Origin of the sequence: Rhodococcus sp. NPDC060086, from assembly GCF_042730275.1 — a bacterium.
Taxonomy (GTDB): Bacteria; Actinomycetota; Actinomycetes; order Mycobacteriales; family Mycobacteriaceae; genus Rhodococcus.
The window spans coordinates 50,994-71,941 of record NZ_JBHWWZ010000026.1; the positions used below are offsets into that span (position 1 = coordinate 50,994).

A 20,948-nucleotide genomic window follows, 5' to 3' on the forward strand; every position below is an offset into this window, starting at 1 on the left:
AGGATACATTCGCTCGGACTCGGCCGGCGGTTATTCGAACGAGATCAGAAGAATCCCTGGGCCTTGGGGGCGTAGGACACCAAGAGGTTCTTCGTCTGCTGGTAGTGGTCGAGCATCATGTGGTGGTTCTCGCGGCCGATGCCCGACTGCTTGTAGCCACCGAACGCGGCGTGCGCCGGATACTGGTGATAGGTGTTCGTCCACACCCGTCCGGCCTGGATCTCGCGACCGGCACGGTAGGCGACGCCGCCGTCACGCGACCACACACCGGCGCCGAGGCCGTAGAGCGTGTCGTTGGCAATCTTGATCGCGTCGTCGAAGTCACCGAACGACGTGACCGACACGACCGGTCCGAAGATCTCCTCCTGGAAGATGCGCATCGAGTTGTCGCCCTGGAAGATCGTGGGCTGCACGTAGTATCCGCCCGACAGATCGCCACCGAGGTCGGCGCGCTCACCACCGGTGATCACCTTGGCGCCCTCACTCTTGCCGATCTCGATGTACGACAGGATCTTCTCGAGCTGATCGTTGGACGCCTGCGCACCGATCATCGTGTCGGTGTCGAGCGGATTGCCCTGCTTGACTGCCTTCGTGCGGACCGCGGCGAGAGACAGGAAGTCGTCGAAGATGTCCTGCTGAATGAGGGCACGCGACGGGCACGTGCACACCTCACCCTGATTGAGCGCGAACATTGTGAAGCCTTCGAGCGCCTTGTCCTGGTAGTCGTCGTTCGCGGACAGGACGTCGGAGAAGAAGATGTTGGGGCTCTTGCCACCGAGTTCGAGGGTGACGGGGATCAGGTTCTGCGACGCGTACTGCATGATGAGGCGTCCGGTGGTGGTTTCGCCGGTGAACGCGATCTTGCGGATCCGGGGGCTCGACGCGAGCGGCTTGCCTGCCTCGACACCGAACCCGTTGACGATGTTGAGCACGCCCGGAGGCAGCAGATCGCCGATGATCGAGATCAGGTGGAGGATCGACGCAGGGGTCTGCTCGGCAGGCTTGAGGACGATCGCGTTACCCGCGGCCAGCGCCGGAGCGAGCTTCCATACGGCCATGAGGATCGGGAAGTTCCAGGGAATGATCTGGCCGACGACGCCGAGCGGTTCATGGAAGTGGTAGGCGACCGTGTCGGAGTTGATTTCCGAGATCGAACCTTCCTGCGCGCGAATGGCACCCGCGAAGTAGCGGAAGTGGTCGATCGCAAGCGGAATGTCGGCGTTGAGCGTTTCGCGGATCGGCTTGCCGTTGTCCCACGACTCGGCGAGCGCGATGGATTCGAGATTCTGCTCGATGCGGTCGGCGATCTTGTTGAGGATCACGGCACGTTCGGCGGGTGAGGTCTTGCCCCACGCCGGTGCGGCGTCATGGGCGGCGTCGAGTGCGAGTTCGATGTCCTCTTCGGTGCCGCGGGCGACCTCGGTGAACGCCTGGCCGGTCACGGGGGTGACGTTCTCGAAGTACTCCCCCTTCACCGGCGCGACCCACTGGCCACCGATCCAGTTGTCGTACCGGGACTGGAAGGACATGAGGGCGTCGGGTGAACCGGGACGGGCGTACACGGTCATGGTGCGTCTCCTGTTGCATCGAAGGTTCGAAGCTTGTGTGATTCGGAACACTACGAACGCGAAGGTTGCAACTACGTTGCGAGCTGCCTGTCCAACCGGTCGATCTTCGCCTTCACCTGCACGTACTGCGGCGAGGTCGGGGCGAGGGTGGTCAGATACGCCGACCACGCGGCCAGATCGTCGCGCCCGTGGACCGAGGCCGTCCACCGCGCGAGCAGATCTCCGTCACCGCCGCGCAGCAATGCCGCCTGCACCCGGATGCGCAGGTCGTCCCTGATCTCCTCGACCCCGGGCGCATCGGAGCCCGGCAGCACCGGGCCACTGTAGAGGCGGACGGCCGATGCGGCGTCACCGCGATCGAGCGCGCGGCGTACATCCGCAACGTCCGTATCGAGCTCGGTGAGCAGCCGATACGGACGCGATCCGAGATGCTCCGGTCCGAGCACTTTCCGCAGACGCGACATCTCGGCCCTGATGGTGACGGAATCGAGTTCACTCTCGTCGAGCAGCACGGCCAGCCGGTCGGAGCTCAGTCCCTCGGGATGATCGGCGAGAATCAGCAGGATCTCGGCGTGCCGCTGCGACAGCGACACCCGGGTACCCCCGCGGTGGAGCGTAGGCCGACCCGATCCGAACGTCCCGAGACGAGGCAGGGGCGAACCGAACAGGTGCGGCGAGGTCAACATGTGGAGCCGAAGCTCGGCTTCGGCTGCGGCCACGGTCGCGCGGACGAGCTGCAGGACCTCCGGCACCGCCACCCGCGACCCGCCGGTGATGTCGATGGCCCCGAGAATCCGCCCGCTGGTCGGGTCGTGCACGGGCGCTGCCGAACAACTCCAGTCGTGTACCGTCCGGTTGAAGTGCTCGGCCGCGAAGATCTGCACCGAATGATCGAGTGCCAGAGCGGTTCCCGGGGCATTGGTGCCCACGCGGTCTTCGCTCCAGTCTGCTCCTTCGACGAAGCTCATGGTTTGCGCGCGGTCGCGCGCGCTGTGATCACCCTCCACCCACAACAGCCGGCCCTGTTCGTCACTGATGGCGACGAGGAGACCGCTGTCGGCAGCATCCTCGACGAGGAGCTTGCGCACGACCGGCCGGATCAGGGCCATCGGATGATCGGCTCGGTGCTGCTCGAGATCGTGGCCTGCGAGGAGTGCGGGTTGCTCGACCAGGTCGGAGTCGATGCCCCGCTGCAGGCTCCGGAGCCAGGAGTCGTGCACGATCGAACGCACACCGTCGGGTCGCTCTCGCCCCGATGCGCCGACGACCGTGCCGTGCGCACGGAGCACCGCTCGCGCATGCGCAACTGCGTCTTCACCCGGGCGCAGCGCCACCCAAGGGTTGGTCGTCGCGGTCCCACGATCAGTCATCTGCCGGCGCCCTCCTTGCCGACACTGTAGTCCGGATCACAACAGGTGTGTGCTGCCGGTGACTCGGCTCGATCCGGCGGCGAAGCGGTGAGCGAGCATCACCGCGGTCGCATGGGGGCCTCGGCTCGGCACCTCGGGAAAGACGGAGGTGTCGACGACGCTCAGCCCGTCGATGCCGTGGACTCGGCAGTTCTCGTCGACCACGGAGTTCTCGCCGTCCCCCATGCGACACGTACCGGACAAGTGCAGCGACGTCCCGAGGTGGGATGTGAGCCACGCGTCGCTCGGTCCGCGCCGCCCGGATCCGACGTCCGCACTGCCGGGCGCGACGACATCGCGCATGTCTGCGAGAAGATCGGCTGCCGCGCGGACACCCTCACGCAACGTGTCGCGGTCGTCGTGATGGAGGAGATAGCGGTAGTCGAGGACGGGCGGCGCCGACGGATCGTTCGGATTCAACATCACGCTTCCGCGACTGCGGGGGCGCGTGAGCACGACACCGAGGATCGGGTCGGCGACACCGCTCCCGGGTATCGCCGCACCGAACGGCACCGTGTACGGACGGAATTCGAGGGCATCGGTGTGCAGCACGGATTCGAGGAGCGGCGCGCGCAGGGGAACATTGTCTCGATATCGGTACGGCACAGCAATTTCCGGATGATCACTGAAGCCGTCGCCTACCGCGGCGAGGTGGTGGACGACCCCGAGTCCCAGACCGCGCAGTTGCGACGCCGGCCCGATTCCGGACAGCATCAGCAACTGCGGTGAGCACACCGCACCGGCACACACGACGACGTGCCCGGCCTCGATCCGGCGGATGTTCGTCCCGTCGGCGATCTCGACCCCGGTCGCGCGCCCCTCCGACACGACGATCCGGACGACCTGGGTGTCGGCATGCACCGACAGATTGGGTCGGCCCATCGCGGGCAGGAGATAGGCGAGGCCGGGACCGTGTCGCACGCCGTCGCGGACGTTCATAGGCACACGGCCGACTCCCACCGGCCCTGGCGCGTTGAGATCATCGACCGAGCGGTGCCCTGCCGCCACCGCAGCGGAATGGAACGCGGCGGAGACGGGATGGAGACGGTCGGGCGGTGTACGCATCACCGGAATCGGGCCGTCGCCGCCGTGCACCGAATCGGCGAAGTCGGCATCCGATTCGATGGCCCGGAAGTACGGAAGCACCTCGTCGTACGACCAGGATCGTGGCCAATGCCCGAGATCATCCGGGCGCGCACGGATGAAGTACGCACCGTTGACCGCGCCGGAACCACCGAGTCCGCGGCCGCGCACGACGGTCGCGTCGCGTCCTTCCGCCAGGTGAGCGGAATAGGCTGCGATCCAACCACTCTCGGGCCCGACCGGGAGTAGCGCAGCGTCACGCAGCTCCGGCGGAAGGGTGGGTCCCGCGTCGTATCCTCGGCCCGCTTCGAGCAGCAACACCGAACGGTCCGGATCGTCGCTGAGTCTCGCGGCGACCACGCTGCCACAACTGCCCCCGCCGATCACCACAATGTCGGCATGCTGCGGGAGCATGTCAGTTCCGGATGTCAGGGATCAGTGCCGACGGATCGCGGGCGTCGATCGCGCCTTTCCACAGGCCTGCGCCGTACGCGAGGTCGTCGAGTCGTTTGTAGAGCACGTACCTGATCGGATCGACACCGCCCTCCTCGCGGTGGCCGGCCCAATCCCAGATCCCCTCGGCCACAGCGAAAGCCAGAACAGCGCGCCGAACCTTCGAGGAGAACAGCGACGCGACCACGGTCACCGGCCAATAATGTCGGCACACCGCCGACGCGACCTGCCACAGACCTCCGGCGAACCCTTGGGCGGTGAGTACGGCTGCGATCCGGGTCGGCTGGTCGAGTTCGGCGAACATCCGACGCAGCCGCACGAGCGTCACCACTTGGGTGAGCAGTGCGCCCACCGCACCGACCCGGGTGAAGGTCGCAAGCGCGAGACACGCGAGGAGAGTCCAGATCGACATCACCATCGGCGGCACCGATCCCGGGTGGCGAGCGGCCAGCGGGGCAGCGCCCGTTCCGTAAAATGCTTTGCGGGTGATCCAGTTCCGGAACTTGGTCCGATGATCGTGTGCGACACGGGCGATGGGTTCGTACCGTAGCCGCCAACCCTCGGTCTGCAGTCGCCAGCACAGGTCGACATCCTCCGCCACCTGCATCGACTCGTCGAATCCCCCGCACGCCTCCAGTGCATGACGGCGCACGAGCAGAGCCGCACTCGGCACATAGGAGACGGGGCCGCCCGCTACCACCGCGGACTCGCGCCGCCCCAGGTCCAGCGACGACCTCGAGTGCTCGTACCGGGCGAGCACACTGTTGTCCGGATCGAGCGCGACGATGCGCGGGGCCACGAGAGCGACGGCCGGGTCGCTGAAGTGCCCGAGGCTCGCTTCGAGCCACCCGAGCCGGGGTACGACGTCGGAGTCGAGGAACGCCACGAACTCCGTTGATGCGTCGCGTAATCCGGTGTTCCGTGCAGCGGCAGGCCCCCGCGACACATCGTGCCGAAGCACACGAACCTTGCCCTTCTCGGGCGTCTTGATGGGAATGTCGGAGCCGTCGTCGACGACGATGACCTCGTGCCCCTGCAACGCCTGCAACAGCCGTCGCAGGCCCGCGTCGTTGTTCTTGGTGGGGATCACCACGGTGACGGTGGACGTCGACGGCAACACGGTGGGACGAGGGTTTCCGACCCCGGAGTCGAGCAGTCGCCTCGCGACGACCGCGGTTTGCGAATCGACGACTTCGAGGAAATCTCCGTCGATCATGGCTGCGGCAACGGGAGCCAGCTTGAGCATGCGGGTGGGTGAACCACCGATCAGGACACGGCCCGCAGCGAACTTGCGCACGCGCGGATCGATACGCACCCCGAAGCCGTCGGGAAGCCTGGCCAGTCGGGTCTGCGCTACGCGTGGTGACGTCGACCGACTCACCGCAGTCTCCCCTCCTTACCTGGCTGCCACTCGGCGACCTGTGCAGTCGCCCTGTCCATGAGCGCCGCGAACAGGACCGCGCCCCGGTCCGCGGAAGCGGATGTCGGGTCTCCGAGGACCCCGTTCGCGGACACCGAAACGATACCGGCTTCACGCAGTCGTGGCATCAAAGTGCTGATCGGATCAGTCGCGCCGGCAGCTGCACGGTTCATGTCCACCGTGTGCGGAGCGAGATGCAGCATGAGGCTGGTCTCGGTTTCACCGGCGTGTGCGTCGGCACCCGGGATCGCGCAGGCGAGCCACGCGGCGTCGCGACCTTCGTATCGCAGCAGGGTCACCGCCTCCGCCAGCGGATATGCGTTGCCACCGTGCCCGTTGACGAACACCACCCGATGCGCCCATCGGCACACCGATCGGCCGTATTCGACGATGAGTGTCTTCAGCGCCTCGGCGCCGATGGACACGGTGCCCGCGAACGCTTCGTGTTCCCCGCTCGCCCCGTAGGCGACGGCAGGCATGATCGCGACGTCGGGCAGCGCCTCGGCGACGGCCGTGGCGATTCGTGTGTCCGTGTCGAGAGGCAGGTGGGGGCCGTGCTGCTCGAACGCACCTACGGGAACGGCGACCGTCACTACTCCGGATTCGACGTCCGGCCAGTAGTCGTTGGCAAGCTCCCGTGTCACCGCTCCGATGCTAGGGGGTGGCGGGAGCGCCGCCGTCACCCGGTCGACTACCGCAGCGATGAGACCGTGCGGCAGTCGCCGGGTCGGCGCGGCGGTCGTCAGACCAATCGGCGAGGAATCGTGCGGTTCCAGTTCTCGGAGTGGATGCGTCTGCTGGTGTCGTGGAAGCGATCGAACTCGTACGCGTCCAACTGTGCGGTGATCACGAAGTCCTCGGGAGTCGAGGTGAGCACCGTGCGGGTGCGGACCTCGGTTTGCCAGTCGCCACGTCCTATATAGCGGACCGTCTGGGTCTCACCACGAGCGGACTCGACGTCGTTGCCCTGGAAACTGAACCATTCGGTCGTGGCCCGCCTCAGTACGGTTCCTGTTTCGTCGATGACGAACTCGCCCTGGTCGTCCTTGATTTCCAAGGTTGTGACTGCGGTTTCGAGATCGCGTGTGGTGCGCCAGTGGTGTTCGCCCGTCTCGATCTGGGTGACGCTCAACGGCTCCGCGGCCTCGGGTTCACCGAAGGGGCGAAGCCCCGCGTCGTCGGCGTCGCGGCGGGGCCGGACCGGGAGCATCACGCGACTGCTGCCGGTCGTCACCGTGAGTGTCGTCGCTTCCGGTGACGGCCACACGAGCGGGAAGTACGAGGTCGAGATGGACAGTCGAATCCGATGCCCGATCGGAAACTCGTGGGCCATGCCGTTGAGCTTCACCCGCACCTCGTACCGACGGCCGGGTTCGAGGGGCTGCGGGTCGGCGCTTCCGTCGCGGTGTGTGAGGTTGAGCAGTCCGTAGGTGACCCGCGTCGCCTGCCCATCGGGTGCGACGTCGCTCAGCCGGACCGCGACCATCGCGACCGGCTTGTCTGCGGCGACCGTCAGGTCGACCTTCGGCAGACCCACTACCTCCAAGGACTCACCGAGGGGTTCCGTCTCGAACACCAGCGCGCCACCGTCCTCTTCACGCTGGTCGGACGGCAGGTCGGGGGTTGCGGCATACGATGCCCACTTTCCGCCCGCCATACCCGAACTCATCGGAGACCGCACGGTGAGGTCGCGGCGCACCGCGGTGTCGGACGTGGCCTCGGGGTCGAGAGCGAACCGGGTGAGGGTGTACTCCCGGGTGTCGAGGTGGGGGGACGGCCAGGACGGCTCACTGATCCATCTGCCGGGGCGTTCCGGATAAGACGGGTTGGGTGGGACGCTGTCCTGGCGCCACATGCGAAGCATGGGCTCGTCCATGACCCCGTTGTCGATGCCCTTGAGCCAGTAGTCCCACCACCGCACGACTTCCTGCAGGAACCCGATCGCGGGCCCGGGTACACCCTGATGTGGATACTTGTGTCCCCATGGGCCGATGAGCCCCTTCCGCGGCACGTCGAGATTCTCCATCAAGCGGAAGATGGCGTTGGTGTAGCCGTCGGCCCAGCCACCGACCGCGAAAACCGGACATGCGACGTCGGCGTAGTTCTCGTTGACGGAAGCACGCTTCCAGTAGTCGTCGCGGTGCTGGTGGGAGAGCCACTTCTCCACCCACAGACCGCTGTTCTGCACACGATCGAGCCACATGTCGCGCCATGCGTCGCCGACGATGGCCGGATCCGGCGGCATGCTGTTGAACGCAAACATCACGGTTGCCTCCGACAGATTGTCGGACAGCAGACAGCCCCCCATGTAGTGCATGTTGTCGACGTACAGGTCGTCGGTGGCCGATGCACTGATGATCGCTTTGAGCGCAGGCGGACGTTTGGCAGCGACATGCAGGCTGTTGAACCCGCCCCAGGAGATTCCCATCATGCCGACGTTGCCGTCGCACCACGGCTGTTTCGAGATCCAGTCGATCACCACGCACGCGTCGTCCTGCTCGGACTCGAGGTATTCGTCTTCGAGCACGCCGCCGGAGTTGCCGCTCCCCCGAAGGTCCACTCGGACGCTCGCGTATCCATGGCCTGCGATATAGGGGTGGTTGAGGTCGTCGCGTGCACGTGTGGTGTCGCGGTGGCGATAAGGAATGTACTCCAGCACAGCCGGAACGGGATTGTTCTCTGCATCCTCCGGCAGCCAGATCCGGGCGGACAGCCGGACCCCGTCCGGCATGTCGATGAAGGTGTTCTCGATGACACGCACCTGGTGGGGAAAGGACGTCACGGTGTGCATACAGGCCGCTCCTATTCCTGGACCGGTGCGATGTCGAAGGGCAGCAACTCGGTGGCACGTTCGAACGACCGCGCAAGTTCATCCGTGGAGTCTGCACCGATGGACAGCGTCGCCAGATTCGTTCGGTATCCGTCCTGGTTCGGCAGTTCGGAAAGCCGATCCCCGGGCGCCACCTTGATCGCGACGACGGTCTCCGGCACCTGTTCACGGAGCCGTGCGAAGTCGTCGTCGCCGGGAACACCCCGCACGAGTCCGTCGGAGTAGTACCCGATGTGGCACTGGGAGGCCACCGCGAACTTGCCCTGGCTGGGGACGATGCGCGGTGGCCTGCCGAGGGCGACGTCGATCGCCACTTCGTGGTTCGATGTTCCGTCCACCTTGACGAACAGGTCACTGTGTGACTGCGAGATCCGCGTATTGACCTCGATGAGAGACAGGGTGTCGGTCGTCTCGTCCCACATGAATTCACTGTTGAAGCATCCGTTGTCGAATTCGATGTGCCGCAGGTAGCGCTCGGTGAGGTCGATCATGCGCTGCTGCACCTCGTCAGGAACGGATGAAGCGGGATAGTCGAGGCGGTCGAAGCTGTGCCCCTCCGCATCCGTCCACATGTCGAACACTCCGTGGATCTTGTACTCGCCTCGGAACATCGTCCCCTCGGGAGCGACCTGCCTGCCGGTGATGATCTGCTCGGCAAGACACGACGTGCCGCCGCTGCCGCCCAACGCATCGGGAAGTTCGACGGTCGCCAGCACCTCGTCGAACGCATCTCCCACCAGTCCGATGTTGGCGCGGACCTCTTCGAGGGCCGATGCGAACTGCTCCGCGTCGTGGATCTCGAAGCCCATCTGGGAGGAATGCGACTTCACCGGTTTGATCCAGAAGGGAAAGTCGAGCTCGATCGTGTCGAGGGGGTTGTCGTCGAACGGGTCGAACATCGAGAAGCCCGGAACACACTCTGGGATGACCTCCCGCTGGGTGAGCCGGCTCCACGCCTTGTGTTCGCACTTCAGGACACTGCGCAGGCTCGGTGCAGGCAGTCCGCGTTCGGCTGCCAGGATCGGGGCAAGAACACTCGTCGGGAAGTCCCAGTGAGCGATGATCGCGTCGACGCTTCCGTCGAATTCGTCGAGTTGCTGCCGCGCCCTGTCGAGCAACTCACGAAACTTGTACGTGTCGGGGTCGACGAGGGAGTGGTAGTCGAGCAGTCCGTGAAATTCCAGTTCATCGGCGTCGCTGACCGTGCCGAGTTCTTCGCGTTGCTGGTCGGTCACGCCGAGGACGAATACATTCTTTGCCATCCAGAACGGATGCCCGCTCCGCGCGAGTGCAAACATCGGCCCGTCACGACGGGTGAGTACGCTCCCTGACGTGCAGATCGAACCTCGACCACTCGACGACCCGGATGTGCAGGAACTCCTCGACGAGGTCCAGCTCGAATACGTTCGCCGCTACGGCAGCTACGACGACACCGAACTGCACCCGAACGAGTTCCTGGCACCACACGGCCTCTTCCTGCTCGCACACGAGCACGGGACGCCGGTGGGGATCGGCGGCTGGCGGGCCAAGGATTCGACGCACGCCGGTCTCCGTGACGGCGATGCAGAGCTCAAACGGATGTACGTGCGCACGGACGCTCGTCGGCGAGGCATCGCACGGCGCGTTCTCGACGCGCTCGAACGCACCGCCGCCGACGCCGGCCGACGACGTGTGATCTTGGAAACCGGCATCGAGCAGCCCGAAGCCATCGCGATGTACGCGACTGCCGGATACGATCCGATGCCCGAGCGCTACGGTCACTATGCCGACACAGAGGCCGCGTTGTACTTCTGCAAGGACCTGCCGCCGATCCGCCGGGCAACCGAGCACGAACTGCCCGCCCTGCAGGACATCGAACGTGCCGCCGGGCAACCGTTCGCCGACATCGGGATGTCGTTGGTGGCGGACGACGAACCGCCCACGATCGCTGAGCTCCGAACCTACCTCGATGCCGCCCGATGCTGGGTGTACGTCGACGAAAAGAACTACCCGATAGGATATCTCGTCGCTACAGACGTCGACGACGGACTCCACATCGAACAGGTGTCGGTGCACCCGGATGCCGCGCGACGCGGAGTGGGTCGAGCACTCATCGACCATGCCGCGGCGGGAGCACGCGATCGCGGTTGCGCCGCATTGACACTCACCACATTCCGCGACGTCCCCTGGAACGCGCCGTACTACGAGCGACTCGGCTTCGAGAACGTGGACGACACCCGTGTCACACCAGAGTTGGGGGCGATTCTCGCCGACGAGCGGGCACGCGGCATCGGGCAGTGGCCACGTATCGCGATGGTGCGCGCGCTCGACTGATCTGCGCTACCGCCCCGCCAGGGCTCGAACTTCGCGGGTCTCCTCGGAGGTCGGCGCACAGAGCAATCCCTCCCACGCATCGACAAGGGCGGGCAACTCGGTCGGCGCCAGTTCGGTTCCCGTGCGGGCGTACTGCGCGAGTGTTCCGAGCACACTCGTGTACACCATGATAATCCGTTGCCTCCGTGTGTCTTCCGGAAATTCGGTGAGTACGCTGCGCAGTGCGCGGTCGATCTCGAATCCACTCGCGGTGCCACCGGGGTCTGCCGCGGTGAAGGTCTCAGCGATGATCTCCGCCTCGAGGAGCCTGTCGAGCAGGGCCACGTAGTGCTCGCCACGCCGGACGCTGTCTGCCAGAGGCTCGACGAGACACCACAAGGCATCCCGGGCAGTGAATGTCGCGCCGACCGCAACCCACTCACGGATCAGCTCGCCCCGATAGACGCTGATCCGCGGGAGGCGATGATCCAGAATCGCGGTGAGCAAACCCTCCTTCGAACCGAAGTAGTACCTGACGACCGATGCGTTGTTCTGCCCCGCGGCGGCCCTGACGTCTGCCAGTGTCACCGCGTGATATCCCCGCATTGCGAACAGGCGTTCCGCCGTCTCGACGAGCAACAGTCGTGTGTCTCGCCCCGAGCTGTACCGGCCCCGTCGGCTCGTCACGAGCATCCACCCCGAGTCTGAAGTCGTGCGGCGATGCGCCGCGGAACGGACCTGTCGGATTCGTAGCTCTACCGGACTACTCGCCCGATGTAAACCCTTCAACGCACACCGATCGTATGCGTACCCAACTTAATTTTTCGGGATTACTTTGACGATCGTTGAACCACCCGCCATGCGTCGGAAGGCCCGGTCGATGACCACGCTCGAACAACCCACAGTGACCGTAGTACCCCTCGCCGGGGCCATCGGCGCCGAGATCCACGGACTGCGTCTGAACTCGCTGACGGACGCAGACGTCCGCACAGTCAAGGACGCGCTCACTCGGCACTGTGTGCTGTTCTTCCCGGGCCAGGGAGACGACCCGGCCGTTCACCGCGCCTTCTCGCAGCATTTCGGTGAAATCGTGTATCCGCACCAACATCTGGCGAATCTCGAGTCCGAGGGTTACCGCGAGATCAGCGTCATCGGCACCGACAACGGCAGCGCCTACCAGGCGAACCGCTGGCATTGCGATGTCGCATGGCGACCGGCACCGTCGCGGTTCTCCATCCTGCACATGCAGGTGCTGCCCTCGGCAGGTGGTGACACGTTGTGGTCGAACCAGTACGCCGCGCTCGACGCACTGTCCGCTCCGATCCGCGAAGCTCTGTACGGCCTGACCGCAACACATCGGATCTCCCCCCGGCCGGATGCGACCGAAGCAACGCATCCCCTGGTGATCCGTCATCCGGAGACCGGCCGCGAGGCGTTGTTCGTCAACGATCTGTTCACCTCGCACATCAACGAGTTGTCCACAGACGAGAGCGAAGCACTTCTTCGACTGCTCGTGTCGGTCTCGATCCGACCGGAATTCACCGTCCGCCGCCGCTGGCAGGTCGGCGACATCGCGATCTGGGACAACCATTTCGTCCAGCACAACGCCATCTACGACTACGGCGACGAGCCGCGCCGCATCCATCGCATCGAGGTGGCCCCCGAAGCACCCGTACCTGCCCGCTGACCACTTTCACCAGAGGAGAAGGAAAATTGACTACCGTCGAAACTCGCCCCAGCACGGCACACGACATCTACGCTGCCGGCGGGATCACCGTCAGCAAACTCGGTGAGAACATCGGTGCGCTCATCGAAGGCGTGCACATCTCCGGTGATATCTCGTCCGACACCGCTTACGCCATCCGCTACGCGCTCGCCGCCAACAAGGTGGTCGTCTTCCGTGGCCAGCACCACCTCACCGACGACATCCAGTACGAGTTCGCCGGGGCGCTCGGTACGCCGACCACCACCCATCCGACGCTCACCTCCGAGGACAACCGCACTCTGATTCTCGAGGGCGCCGCCAACAGCTGGCACACCGATGTCACCTTCATCGACCGGATCCCGAAAGCATCGATCCTTCGTGCCGTCGAGATCCCGCCCTACGGCGGTGCCACCACGTGGGCCTCGACTACCGCGGCGTACGCGCAGCTGCCGGCCCCGTTGAAAGCGCTCGTGGAGAACCTGTGGGCCGTGCACAGCAACGAGTACGACTACGCCTCCGTCCATGCCGACAAGGGTGGTATCGCTGCTCGCACGAAGGAGACGATGCAGAACTTCACCCGCACCGTTTTCGAGACCGAACACCCGGTGGTTCGCATCCATCCTGAGACCGGCGAGAAGTCGCTCCTGCTCGGCCATTTCGTCAAGAACTTCGTCGGGCTCAAGAGCTCCGAGTCGACGGCGCTCTACCAGCTCCTGCAGGAGCGGATCATCAAGCTGGAGAACACCCTGCGCTGGTCCTGGACCCCGGGTGACCTCGTGATCTGGGACAACCGCGCCACCCAGCACTACGGCATCGCGGACTACGGCGACAACAAGCGCAGCGTCCACCGAGTGACCGTGGCCGGCGATGTCCCCGTCTCGGTCGACGGCGAAGCCAGCCGCATCATCACCGGCGACGCCTCGCACTTCTCCGTCGTCGACACTCCCGACCGCTTCCCCGGTTTCGAATCCTGATTCAGCTCGCCCCCTTCGGATCCGGTCACTCCCCCTCATGGGTGACCGGATCCGCTCCCGAAAGGAACCTTCCGTGTTCAGCCGCCCCGCACACCTTCGGCGCCGCTCCATGCTCGGAGCAATCGCCCTGTCCTTCGCCGGTGTCCTCGCCGTTGCGGGATGTACCTCGGCGGTCGACCAGGCCGCGGCGGAGGCCGGCAGCGCGGAGGTCACCGAGGGTGGTGTGCTGCGGATCGGCGACGCCGGCGACCTGACCCCGGCATCGCTCTACTCGGGAGCCATGGCGCAGGCGACCCTCACCGGTTTGGTGTACGACACCCTGATCAGCTATCCCCCCGAAGGATTGGAACCGGAACCCGCGCTGGCGCAGTCGTGGGAGATCTCGCCCGACGGCAGGTCGGTGACTCTCGCGCTGCGACCCGACGTGACCTTCCACGACGGGAGGCCTTTCACCTCCGAGGACGTCGAGTTCAGTCTTCGCACGTACGCGGACCCCATGCGCGCCGGTCAGCTCGCAAGTACTGCTGCCCTGATCACCGAATACGACACCTCCGACCCGCACGCCCTCGCCCTGACGCTCTCGCAGCCGGCGAGCAACATCCTCGATCTGCTCGACATCGTGCCGATCATCGACGAGAACTCCATGACCGACTTCGACGCCGGTTCCGGATACACCGGCACCGGAGCGTTCCGCTTCGTGGAGTGGAAACCTGGTACGTCGATGACATTCGAAGCCAACGAGGACTACTGGGACGGCGCGCCTCACCTCGACGGCGTCGAATACCTCGTCATTCCCGACGCCCAGACCCGAGTCTCCCAACTGCGCTCCGGGCAGCTCGACCTTCTGCTCGCGATAGCTCCACGCGATGCCGAACAGCTGAAGAGTGACACCCGCTACCAGCTGGTCGACCAGGTAGGCGTGGAACGCAACTGGTACATCGGCGCGAATGTCCAGGCACCCGGGATCAGCGACGTCCGGGTTCGTCAGGCCATCGCCTACGCGGTGGACAACGATCGCATCCTCGCCGACGTCTACCAGGCCTACGGGACCGTCGGCAGTCTGCCCTGGCCGGACTACTCCCCCGCATACGACGCAGACCTCAACGACACCTACGCCCAGGACGTCGACAAGGCCAAGGCGCTGGTTGCGGAAGTCGGCGCCATCCCGGTCATCCCGATCACCTACACGACGGGCGCGAGCGAGTCCGAGGCCGTTGCGCAGATCATCCAGGCAGACCTCGCAGCAGCCGGGATCGAGACCGAGCTCGAGCCGGTGGACCAGGCAACCAATCTCAAACACTTGATCGGCGGAACCTACGGCGGGCTCTGGATCACGGGCCATACCTACACGCAGTACACGCCCGCGACGCTGCCGACCAGCGCCTACCCGTTCAACGCGCAGAAGAACACCTCGAACTTCATCGATCCGGACTATCAGGCAGCCGTCGCGAACGCGTGGCAGATCGTCGATCCGACCAGCGCAGAGGCCGAGGCCGCATACAAGGTCCTCAACACCGAGTTGCTCGACAACGCGTTCCTCATCGAGTTGTTCGCCTCCGAGAACTGGCTCGCCATGTCAGGAAACGTCCACGGTGTCGACTGGTCGAAGAAGGCCGAGCTCGACCTCAGCGACACCTATCTGAGTGAGTGACCGAATATGCTGAATTACGCTCTGCGACGGATTCCCTCCGCGCTCATCGTCCTCGCCGTCGGATCGATTCTGGTCTTCGCGCTGCTCCGCCTGGTTCCCGGTGATCCCGCCATGGTCCTCGCAGGACCGGACGCACCCCCGCAAGCGATCGACGCCCTACGCGCCGAACTCGGACTCACCGGATCTCCCATTGCACAGTACTTCTCGTGGATATCCGGGATCATCACGTTGGATCCAGGCAGATCACTGATCCTCGGCGGCGAGATCAGTTCACTTCTACTCGACGCACTGGGCAACACCCTCATCCTCGCAGTGTCCGCTCTGGTCCTCGCTGTTGCCGTCGCGCTGACTCTGAGCACCGTATCGGTGATCGTGGACCGCAAGTGGCTGGGCAGCATCGTGACCACTTTCGGCACTGTCGCCGTGGCCATTCCGAACTTCGTCACCGGTGCGGCCTTGGTGGTGTTCTTCGGTGTCGTGTGGGCCGTCCTACCGGCCGGTGGCACACCCCGCAGGGGGTTTCTCGACGACATCGGCATCTCGGCGCAGTACCTGATCCTGCCCGCGGTGTGCCTGGCGTTGCCGATCGCGGCCTCGCTGACGCGGTTCCTCACCGAATCGCTGCGCACCCAACTCGAGGAGCCCTACGTCACGACCGCACGGGCTCTGGGCATCTCCCGGCGGCGGATCGTGCTGACCCAGGCATTGCCGAATGCGCTGCCCGCCTCGATCACCGTCCTCGGCATCCAGATCGGCCACCTGCTCGGAGGTGCCGTACTGGTGGAAGCGATCTTCGCGTGGCCCGGACTCGGCCATCTCATCGAGCGCGCCATCTCGAGCCGGGACTATCCGGTGGTGCAGGTGATGCTGCTCTTCTCGGTGGCACTGTTCGTGATCATCCAGTTGGTCACCGACCTGATCAATGCGGCACTCGACCCCCGAATTCGGCTGGGAGACAAAGCATGAGCACGATGACCGTCACCGTTGACCCGGTCTCCCCGGTCGGCGCGGACCGCGACAGCGCCTGGAGCGCACTTCGCCGCGGCCGCGGACTGGCCGGTCTGATCCTGGTCGGGATCGTGGTCCTGGCAGGACTGCTCGCGCCGTGGCTCGCCCCGTTCGCCCCCGACCAGCAGATCCCCGGTGCCACCCTCCAGCCGCCGGGCGGCGACCATCTCCTCGGTACGGACTCCGTCGGCCGCGACGTCCTCTCCCGCACCCTGTACGGCATCCGTATCGACCTGGCCGTCGTATTCCTCGCGGTCCCCGTGGGCGCGGCGCTCGGCTCACTACTCGGACTGGCCGCGACCCGGTACGACTGGCTCGACACGCTCGTCCAGCGCGCGTTCGATCTGATCCTCGCGTTCCCGACCATCGTGCTGGCCATCGCTCTGGCGATGGTGATCGGCCCGGGTGTATGGACGATCGCCACGGTGATCGTGCTCGCTGAGATCCCGGTATTCGGACGCCTGATGCGGACCTCGGTCCTCACGGTGCGCCAGGCACCGTACGTCGAAGCAGCACGATCCGTGGGCGCCGATGAGGGATGGATCATGCGCCGGCACATCCTCCCGAACTGCCTCGAACCGCTCACGGTGCAGCTCGCGCTCGCGATGTCTGTCGGAGTGTTCATCGAAGGTGCAATGAGCTTCCTCGGCCTCGGAATCACACCACCCACGCCGTCCCTGGGCTCGCTCATCAAGGAGGGCACCCAGAACGCCTATCACTCACCGTTGTTCGTCGTAGGTCCGCTGGTCGTGGTGGTCGTTCTCGTCCTCGGCCTGCTCCTGATCTCCCAAGCACTGGCCGCCCGTTCGCGTCGCCGGTGACCCCCGCCGCACTCACCAGCAAGGACCTCCCCGTGACCACTCCACTGCTCACCGTCTCCGGCCTCACCATCGACTTCGGAACCGGACTCCCCGCCGTCGACAACGTCTCACTCCAGGTCGAGCGCGGCGAGGTCGTGGCGCTGGTCGGCGAATCCGGATCCGGCAAGTCCATGACCGCGCGGGCGATCCTCGGCCTCCTCCCCGAGACGGCGTCCGCAGCGGGCTCGATCCTCCTGGGCGGAAACGAAATTACCGGCGCCGACGAGAGCGACCTCGCGCGCTATCGGGGCTCCGACGTCGCCTTGATCTTCCAGGAACCGCAGAGCGCGTTGAACCCTGTGCGCCGCATCGGCTGGCAACTGCGCGAGGCCATCCGTGCACACCGGAAGGTTTCGAAGGCCGAAGCGAGAAAGCTCGCGATCTCGCTTCTCGAACAGGTCGAGATCCCCGAGCCCGCGAAGCGGATCGACCACTATCCCCATCAGCTCTCCGGCGGGCAGAAACAGCGTGTCGCGATTGCGCTCGCTCTGGCGAATGATCCCGATCTGCTCGTCGCCGACGAGCCGACCACTGCGCTCGACGTCACTGTGCAAGCGGAGATCCTTGCACTGCTCGGTCGCATTCGTGAACGCACCGGTATGGGGATTCTGCTCATCACCCACAACATGGGCGTTGTCGCCCAGCATGCCGATCGCGTGGTGGTCCTGCGCAACGGGACCGTCGTCGAGACCGACACCACGCATTCACTCTTCGATGCACCCGAACATCCGTACACCCGGGCGCTGCTCGACGCGGTGCCCCGGATGCCCGAGCACGCGAGTGCGCCTGTCCCGGCGAAAGCCGAATCCGAGATCGTCCTCGAACTCGACTCGGTGGGCGTCACCTACCCCGGGCGCCGCGGCACCGAGGCATTCCGGGCGGTCGACGCCGTCGACCTCACCGTGCACGCCGGCGAAGTGGTCGGGCTCGTCGGCGAATCCGGTTCCGGCAAGTCCACTCTCGGTCGCGTCGCGATCGGGTTGGTGCAGGCAACATCGGGGCGGGTGTCGGTCGAGGGCCATGACCTTGCCACGATCTCCGCTGCCCAGCTCCGCACATTGCGTCGCGATGTGGCGTTCGTGCAGCAGGATCCGGCAACCTCACTCGATCCCCGACTCTCCGTCGGCGCCAGCGTCCGGGAGCCGTTGGACGTGCATTCCGTCGGCACCCCGGCGGAGCGACGGAAGCGGGTTCTCGACCTGTTCGATGCTGTGCGCCTGCCTGCGGCCCTCACCGACCGTTTCCCACATCAGCTCTCCGGCGGACAGCGGCAACGTGTCGCGCTGGCCCGAGCGCTGGCTCTGGCGCCGCGGCTGCTCATCGCGGACGAGCCCACCAGTGCGCTCGACGTGTCGGTGCAAGCCGAGGTGCTCGACCTGTTCGCCGAGATCCAGCGCGAACTCGGGTTCGCGTGCTTGTTCATCAGCCACGACCTGGCTGTGGTGCACCAGGTCGCCGATCGCGTCGTGGTGTTGCAGTCGGGGTCGGTCGTCGAAACCGGACCTGTCGATACGGTCTTCACGAACCCGCGGGAGCCGTATACCCGCGCACTGATCGATGCGGTACCGGTTCCGGATCCGGCGCGACGCCGGGACGATATTGCACTGTCTGTCTGACGTCGGCTCAGCACGGCCACGCTACCCCCCACGTAGGCTCCGAGCCACTCAATCACGACCCGCCTTCCTCCACCCGGCTCGTGGCCTCCCCGCCGAATCCAATGCAAGTATTCGCGGCGCCTACGTCAGACCCCCAATTCCAGCGCCGCGCGGTCACCTTCGAAGATTGCAGCGTGGGCGCGGCGCGGGGTCACTGCATCACCCACTCGCGACACCTGGATCCCGCTCTCCGACAGCGCTGTCCACAGTTCGTCGACGGGTTCCTGGTGGGTCGCCACCACCACGCCGTCGACCGTGAGCACACGGGTCTCTCCGGTGGGGTGATGTCCCAGCGACACGTCGAGCCGGTCGTCGCGAACCGTCAGACCGGCGATCGTCACATCGGTGATCCTGTCGATGCCCTTCTCGTGTGCACGACGCATCCAGCCGTCCATATCGAGGGTGAGCCCGAGGTCCTGGCCGACGATCATTCCGGGCGTGCACACCGTCACATCGCAGCCCCGATCGGCGAGCAGCTCGGCGACCGAAGTCGCCTCGTGGAATCCGAGATCGTCGACGACGAGCACGCGACCGCTCGGCTCGGCGCGCCCCTCGAGTACATCGCGCACATCAACGACCTGCGGCGACGCGCCCGCCCAGGCAGGGCGGGCAGGGCGTGCACCCGTCGCCACGATCACCGCATCGGGCCGGAGTTCGTGGACCACCTCGACGTCGGCCTCGACCCCCGTGCGGATCTCGACACCTGCCCGCACGCATTGTGCTTCGAGGCTTGTCACGATCCCGAGAAGTTCACCGCGATAGGGCGCTGTCGCGGCTCCTCGAATCTGACCGCCCACCACTGCCTCCCGCTCGCAGAGGGTGACGATGTGGCCCCGATGTGCAGCGGTGGCCGCGGCCTGAAGTCCGGCCGGTCCCCCACCCACCACGAGCACCCGGCGTCCCGGCATCTGGGGTTCGGGTATCCGGGGTTCGGGCAGCGACTCGGATTCCCGGCCCACACGCGGATTCACAGTGCAGCCGATCCACCTGCCCAGCCCGACGCGGCCGATACATTCCTGGTTGCAGCCGATGCACGGGCGCACCTCGTCGTCGCGGAAGGACAGCGTCTTGTCGGCGAAGTCCGGATCGGCGATCTGGGCTCGCACCGCACCCACGAGATCACACACACCGTCGGACAAGGCTGCTCGAACCTGGTCCGGTCTGGTGAACCGCCCGACACCCACGACGGGCAATTCCACGGAAGCGCGGATCGCGTCGGGCACGAACAGGGAATAGCCGTGCGGCGTCGCCATGGGCGCCTCGATGAGGTGCAGGGTTTCGGTCGCGACCCCCACCGAGGTGTTGAGATAGTCGACGTCGCCACTCTCCTCGAGCATGCGCGCCACCCGCACGGCGTCGTCGATGTTTATGCCGCCGTCGACACCATCGTGCCCGCTCAGCCGCACCCCCACCACATGGTCCGGTCCGATCGCTGCCCGGACACCCTCCACCACGTCGAGCAGCAACCGTGCCCGCCCCTGCAGGTCGCCTCCGTACCGGTCGGTGCGCGGATTGGTGCCGGGCGCAAGGAAAGCTCGCAGGATCGAGGCCTGCGAGCATTGGATCTCGACGCCGTCGAATCCGCCGTCGATGCATCGACGCGCGACGTCGGAGTATCCGTCGACGAGTTCCGCGATCTCGGGCTCACCGATCGCCATCGGCACTTCCCGGAACAACGGGTCCGGATCCGTTCCCGGCGACCACAACGGACGTCCGGTGTACATCGAGCTGCCCTGCGCGCCGTTGTGATTGAGCTGCGCGAGGATTCGAGTGTCGTAGCGGTGCACCGTGTCGGTGAGTCGCCGGTATCCGGGGAGCACCGCCGGATCCCACCCGCGGATCAGTTTCTCGTAGGGCCGGTCCGAGGGGTGCACGGTGTGCTCCTCGGTGATGATCATGGATACGCCGCCGCGCGCACGCGCCTCGTAGTAGGCGATGTGCTGGTCGGTGATCGTGCCGCCGTCCGAGAAGTTGGTCAGGTGCGCGGGGAAGATCATCCGGTTGCGCAGCGTGAAGGGGCCGATCCGCAGGGTGTCCTGC

Annotated in this window: 16 protein-coding genes; 7 read left to right on the forward strand and 9 right to left on the reverse strand. The window is 65.7% G+C overall.

All coding sequences use genetic code 11. The annotated features are described in order from the left end of the window. Nucleotides 1–44: 44 nt before the first annotated feature. From adh to ACFWB0_RS15675, 7 genes are all read right to left on the reverse strand, one after another. Nucleotides 45–1,568: an aldehyde dehydrogenase gene (gene adh / locus ACFWB0_RS15645; RefSeq protein ID WP_378491376.1), complete on the reverse strand. Its 1,524-nt coding sequence runs from the start codon at nt 1,566–1,568 to the stop codon at nt 45–47. Nucleotides 1,569–1,639: 71 nt separating this feature from the next. Beyond that, nucleotides 1,640–2,938: a transcriptional regulator gene (locus ACFWB0_RS15650; RefSeq protein WP_378491377.1), complete on the reverse strand. Its 1,299-nt coding sequence runs from the start codon at nt 2,936–2,938 to the stop codon at nt 1,640–1,642. 36 nt (nt 2,939–2,974) lie between these two features. Continuing rightward, the gene (gene mftG / locus ACFWB0_RS15655) at nt 2,975–4,474 is read right to left on the reverse strand and encodes a mycofactocin system GMC family oxidoreductase MftG (protein ID WP_378491378.1); all 1,500 of its coding nucleotides are present in this window, start codon (nt 4,472–4,474) and stop codon (nt 2,975–2,977) included. Nucleotide 4,475: 1 nt separating this feature from the next. After that, a complete protein-coding gene (mftF, locus tag ACFWB0_RS15660) occupies nt 4,476–5,894 on the reverse strand; it encodes a mycofactocin biosynthesis glycosyltransferase MftF (protein ID WP_378491379.1) in 1,419 nt (472 codons plus the stop codon). Further along, nucleotides 5,891–6,577 (reverse strand): mycofactocin biosynthesis peptidyl-dipeptidase MftE, encoded by a 687-nt coding sequence (gene mftE, locus ACFWB0_RS15665; protein WP_378491380.1) that lies wholly within the window; start codon nt 6,575–6,577, stop codon nt 5,891–5,893. The genes mftF and mftE overlap by 4 nt, the downstream gene beginning before the upstream one ends. Before the next feature lie 98 nt (nt 6,578–6,675). Continuing rightward, a complete protein-coding gene (locus ACFWB0_RS15670; protein ID WP_378491381.1) occupies nt 6,676–8,724 on the reverse strand; it encodes a CocE/NonD family hydrolase in 2,049 nt (682 codons plus the stop codon). Nucleotides 8,725–8,735: 11 nt separating this feature from the next. Further along, a complete protein-coding gene (locus ACFWB0_RS15675; RefSeq protein ID WP_378491382.1) occupies nt 8,736–10,025 on the reverse strand; it encodes an ATP-grasp domain-containing protein in 1,290 nt (429 codons plus the stop codon). 70 nt (nt 10,026–10,095) lie between these two features. Between ACFWB0_RS15675 and ACFWB0_RS15680 the strand changes: the two genes are divergently transcribed. Then, the gene (locus tag ACFWB0_RS15680; RefSeq protein ID WP_378491383.1) at nt 10,096–11,076 is read left to right on the forward strand and encodes a GNAT family N-acetyltransferase; all 981 of its coding nucleotides are present in this window, start codon (nt 10,096–10,098) and stop codon (nt 11,074–11,076) included. A gap of 6 nt (nt 11,077–11,082) precedes the next feature. Here the strand turns inward: ACFWB0_RS15680 and ACFWB0_RS15685 are convergent, their stop codons facing one another. Continuing rightward, nucleotides 11,083–11,748 (reverse strand): TetR/AcrR family transcriptional regulator, encoded by a 666-nt coding sequence (locus ACFWB0_RS15685; protein ID WP_378491384.1) that lies wholly within the window; start codon nt 11,746–11,748, stop codon nt 11,083–11,085. Between the two features lie 187 nt (nt 11,749–11,935). Between ACFWB0_RS15685 and ACFWB0_RS15690 the strand changes: the two genes are divergently transcribed. From ACFWB0_RS15690 to ACFWB0_RS15715, 6 genes are all read left to right on the forward strand, one after another. Then, nucleotides 11,936–12,742 carry a TauD/TfdA dioxygenase family protein gene (locus ACFWB0_RS15690; RefSeq protein WP_378491385.1) on the forward strand — a complete coding sequence of 269 codons (807 nt, stop codon included), beginning with the start codon at nt 11,936–11,938 and terminating at the stop codon, nt 12,740–12,742. 26 nt (nt 12,743–12,768) lie between these two features. Further along, complete coding sequence (locus tag ACFWB0_RS15695) at nt 12,769–13,734, forward strand: TauD/TfdA dioxygenase family protein (protein WP_378491386.1); 966 nt, start codon at nt 12,769–12,771, stop codon at nt 13,732–13,734. Between the two features lie 73 nt (nt 13,735–13,807). Then, nucleotides 13,808–15,385: an ABC transporter substrate-binding protein gene (locus ACFWB0_RS15700; protein ID WP_378491387.1), complete on the forward strand. Its 1,578-nt coding sequence runs from the start codon at nt 13,808–13,810 to the stop codon at nt 15,383–15,385. A gap of 6 nt (nt 15,386–15,391) precedes the next feature. Then, nucleotides 15,392–16,351, forward strand: a complete 960-nt coding sequence (locus ACFWB0_RS15705; protein ID WP_378491388.1) for an ABC transporter permease — start codon at nt 15,392–15,394, stop codon at nt 16,349–16,351. A gap of 5 nt (nt 16,352–16,356) precedes the next feature. Beyond that, nucleotides 16,357–17,214 (forward strand): ABC transporter permease, encoded by an 858-nt coding sequence (locus tag ACFWB0_RS15710; RefSeq protein WP_378491389.1) that lies wholly within the window; start codon nt 16,357–16,359, stop codon nt 17,212–17,214. A 32-nt stretch (nt 17,215–17,246) separates the two neighbouring features. Then, nucleotides 17,247–18,869: a dipeptide ABC transporter ATP-binding protein gene (locus ACFWB0_RS15715; RefSeq protein ID WP_378491390.1), complete on the forward strand. Its 1,623-nt coding sequence runs from the start codon at nt 17,247–17,249 to the stop codon at nt 18,867–18,869. A gap of 125 nt (nt 18,870–18,994) precedes the next feature. On the opposite strand, the gene ACFWB0_RS15720 is transcribed toward ACFWB0_RS15715, so the two are convergent. Continuing rightward, on the reverse strand, nt 18,995–20,938 hold the full coding sequence (locus ACFWB0_RS15720; RefSeq protein WP_378491391.1) for a mycofactocin system FadH/OYE family oxidoreductase 2: 1,944 nt from the start codon (nt 20,936–20,938) through the stop codon (nt 18,995–18,997). Nucleotides 20,939–20,948: the final 10 nt, after the last annotated feature.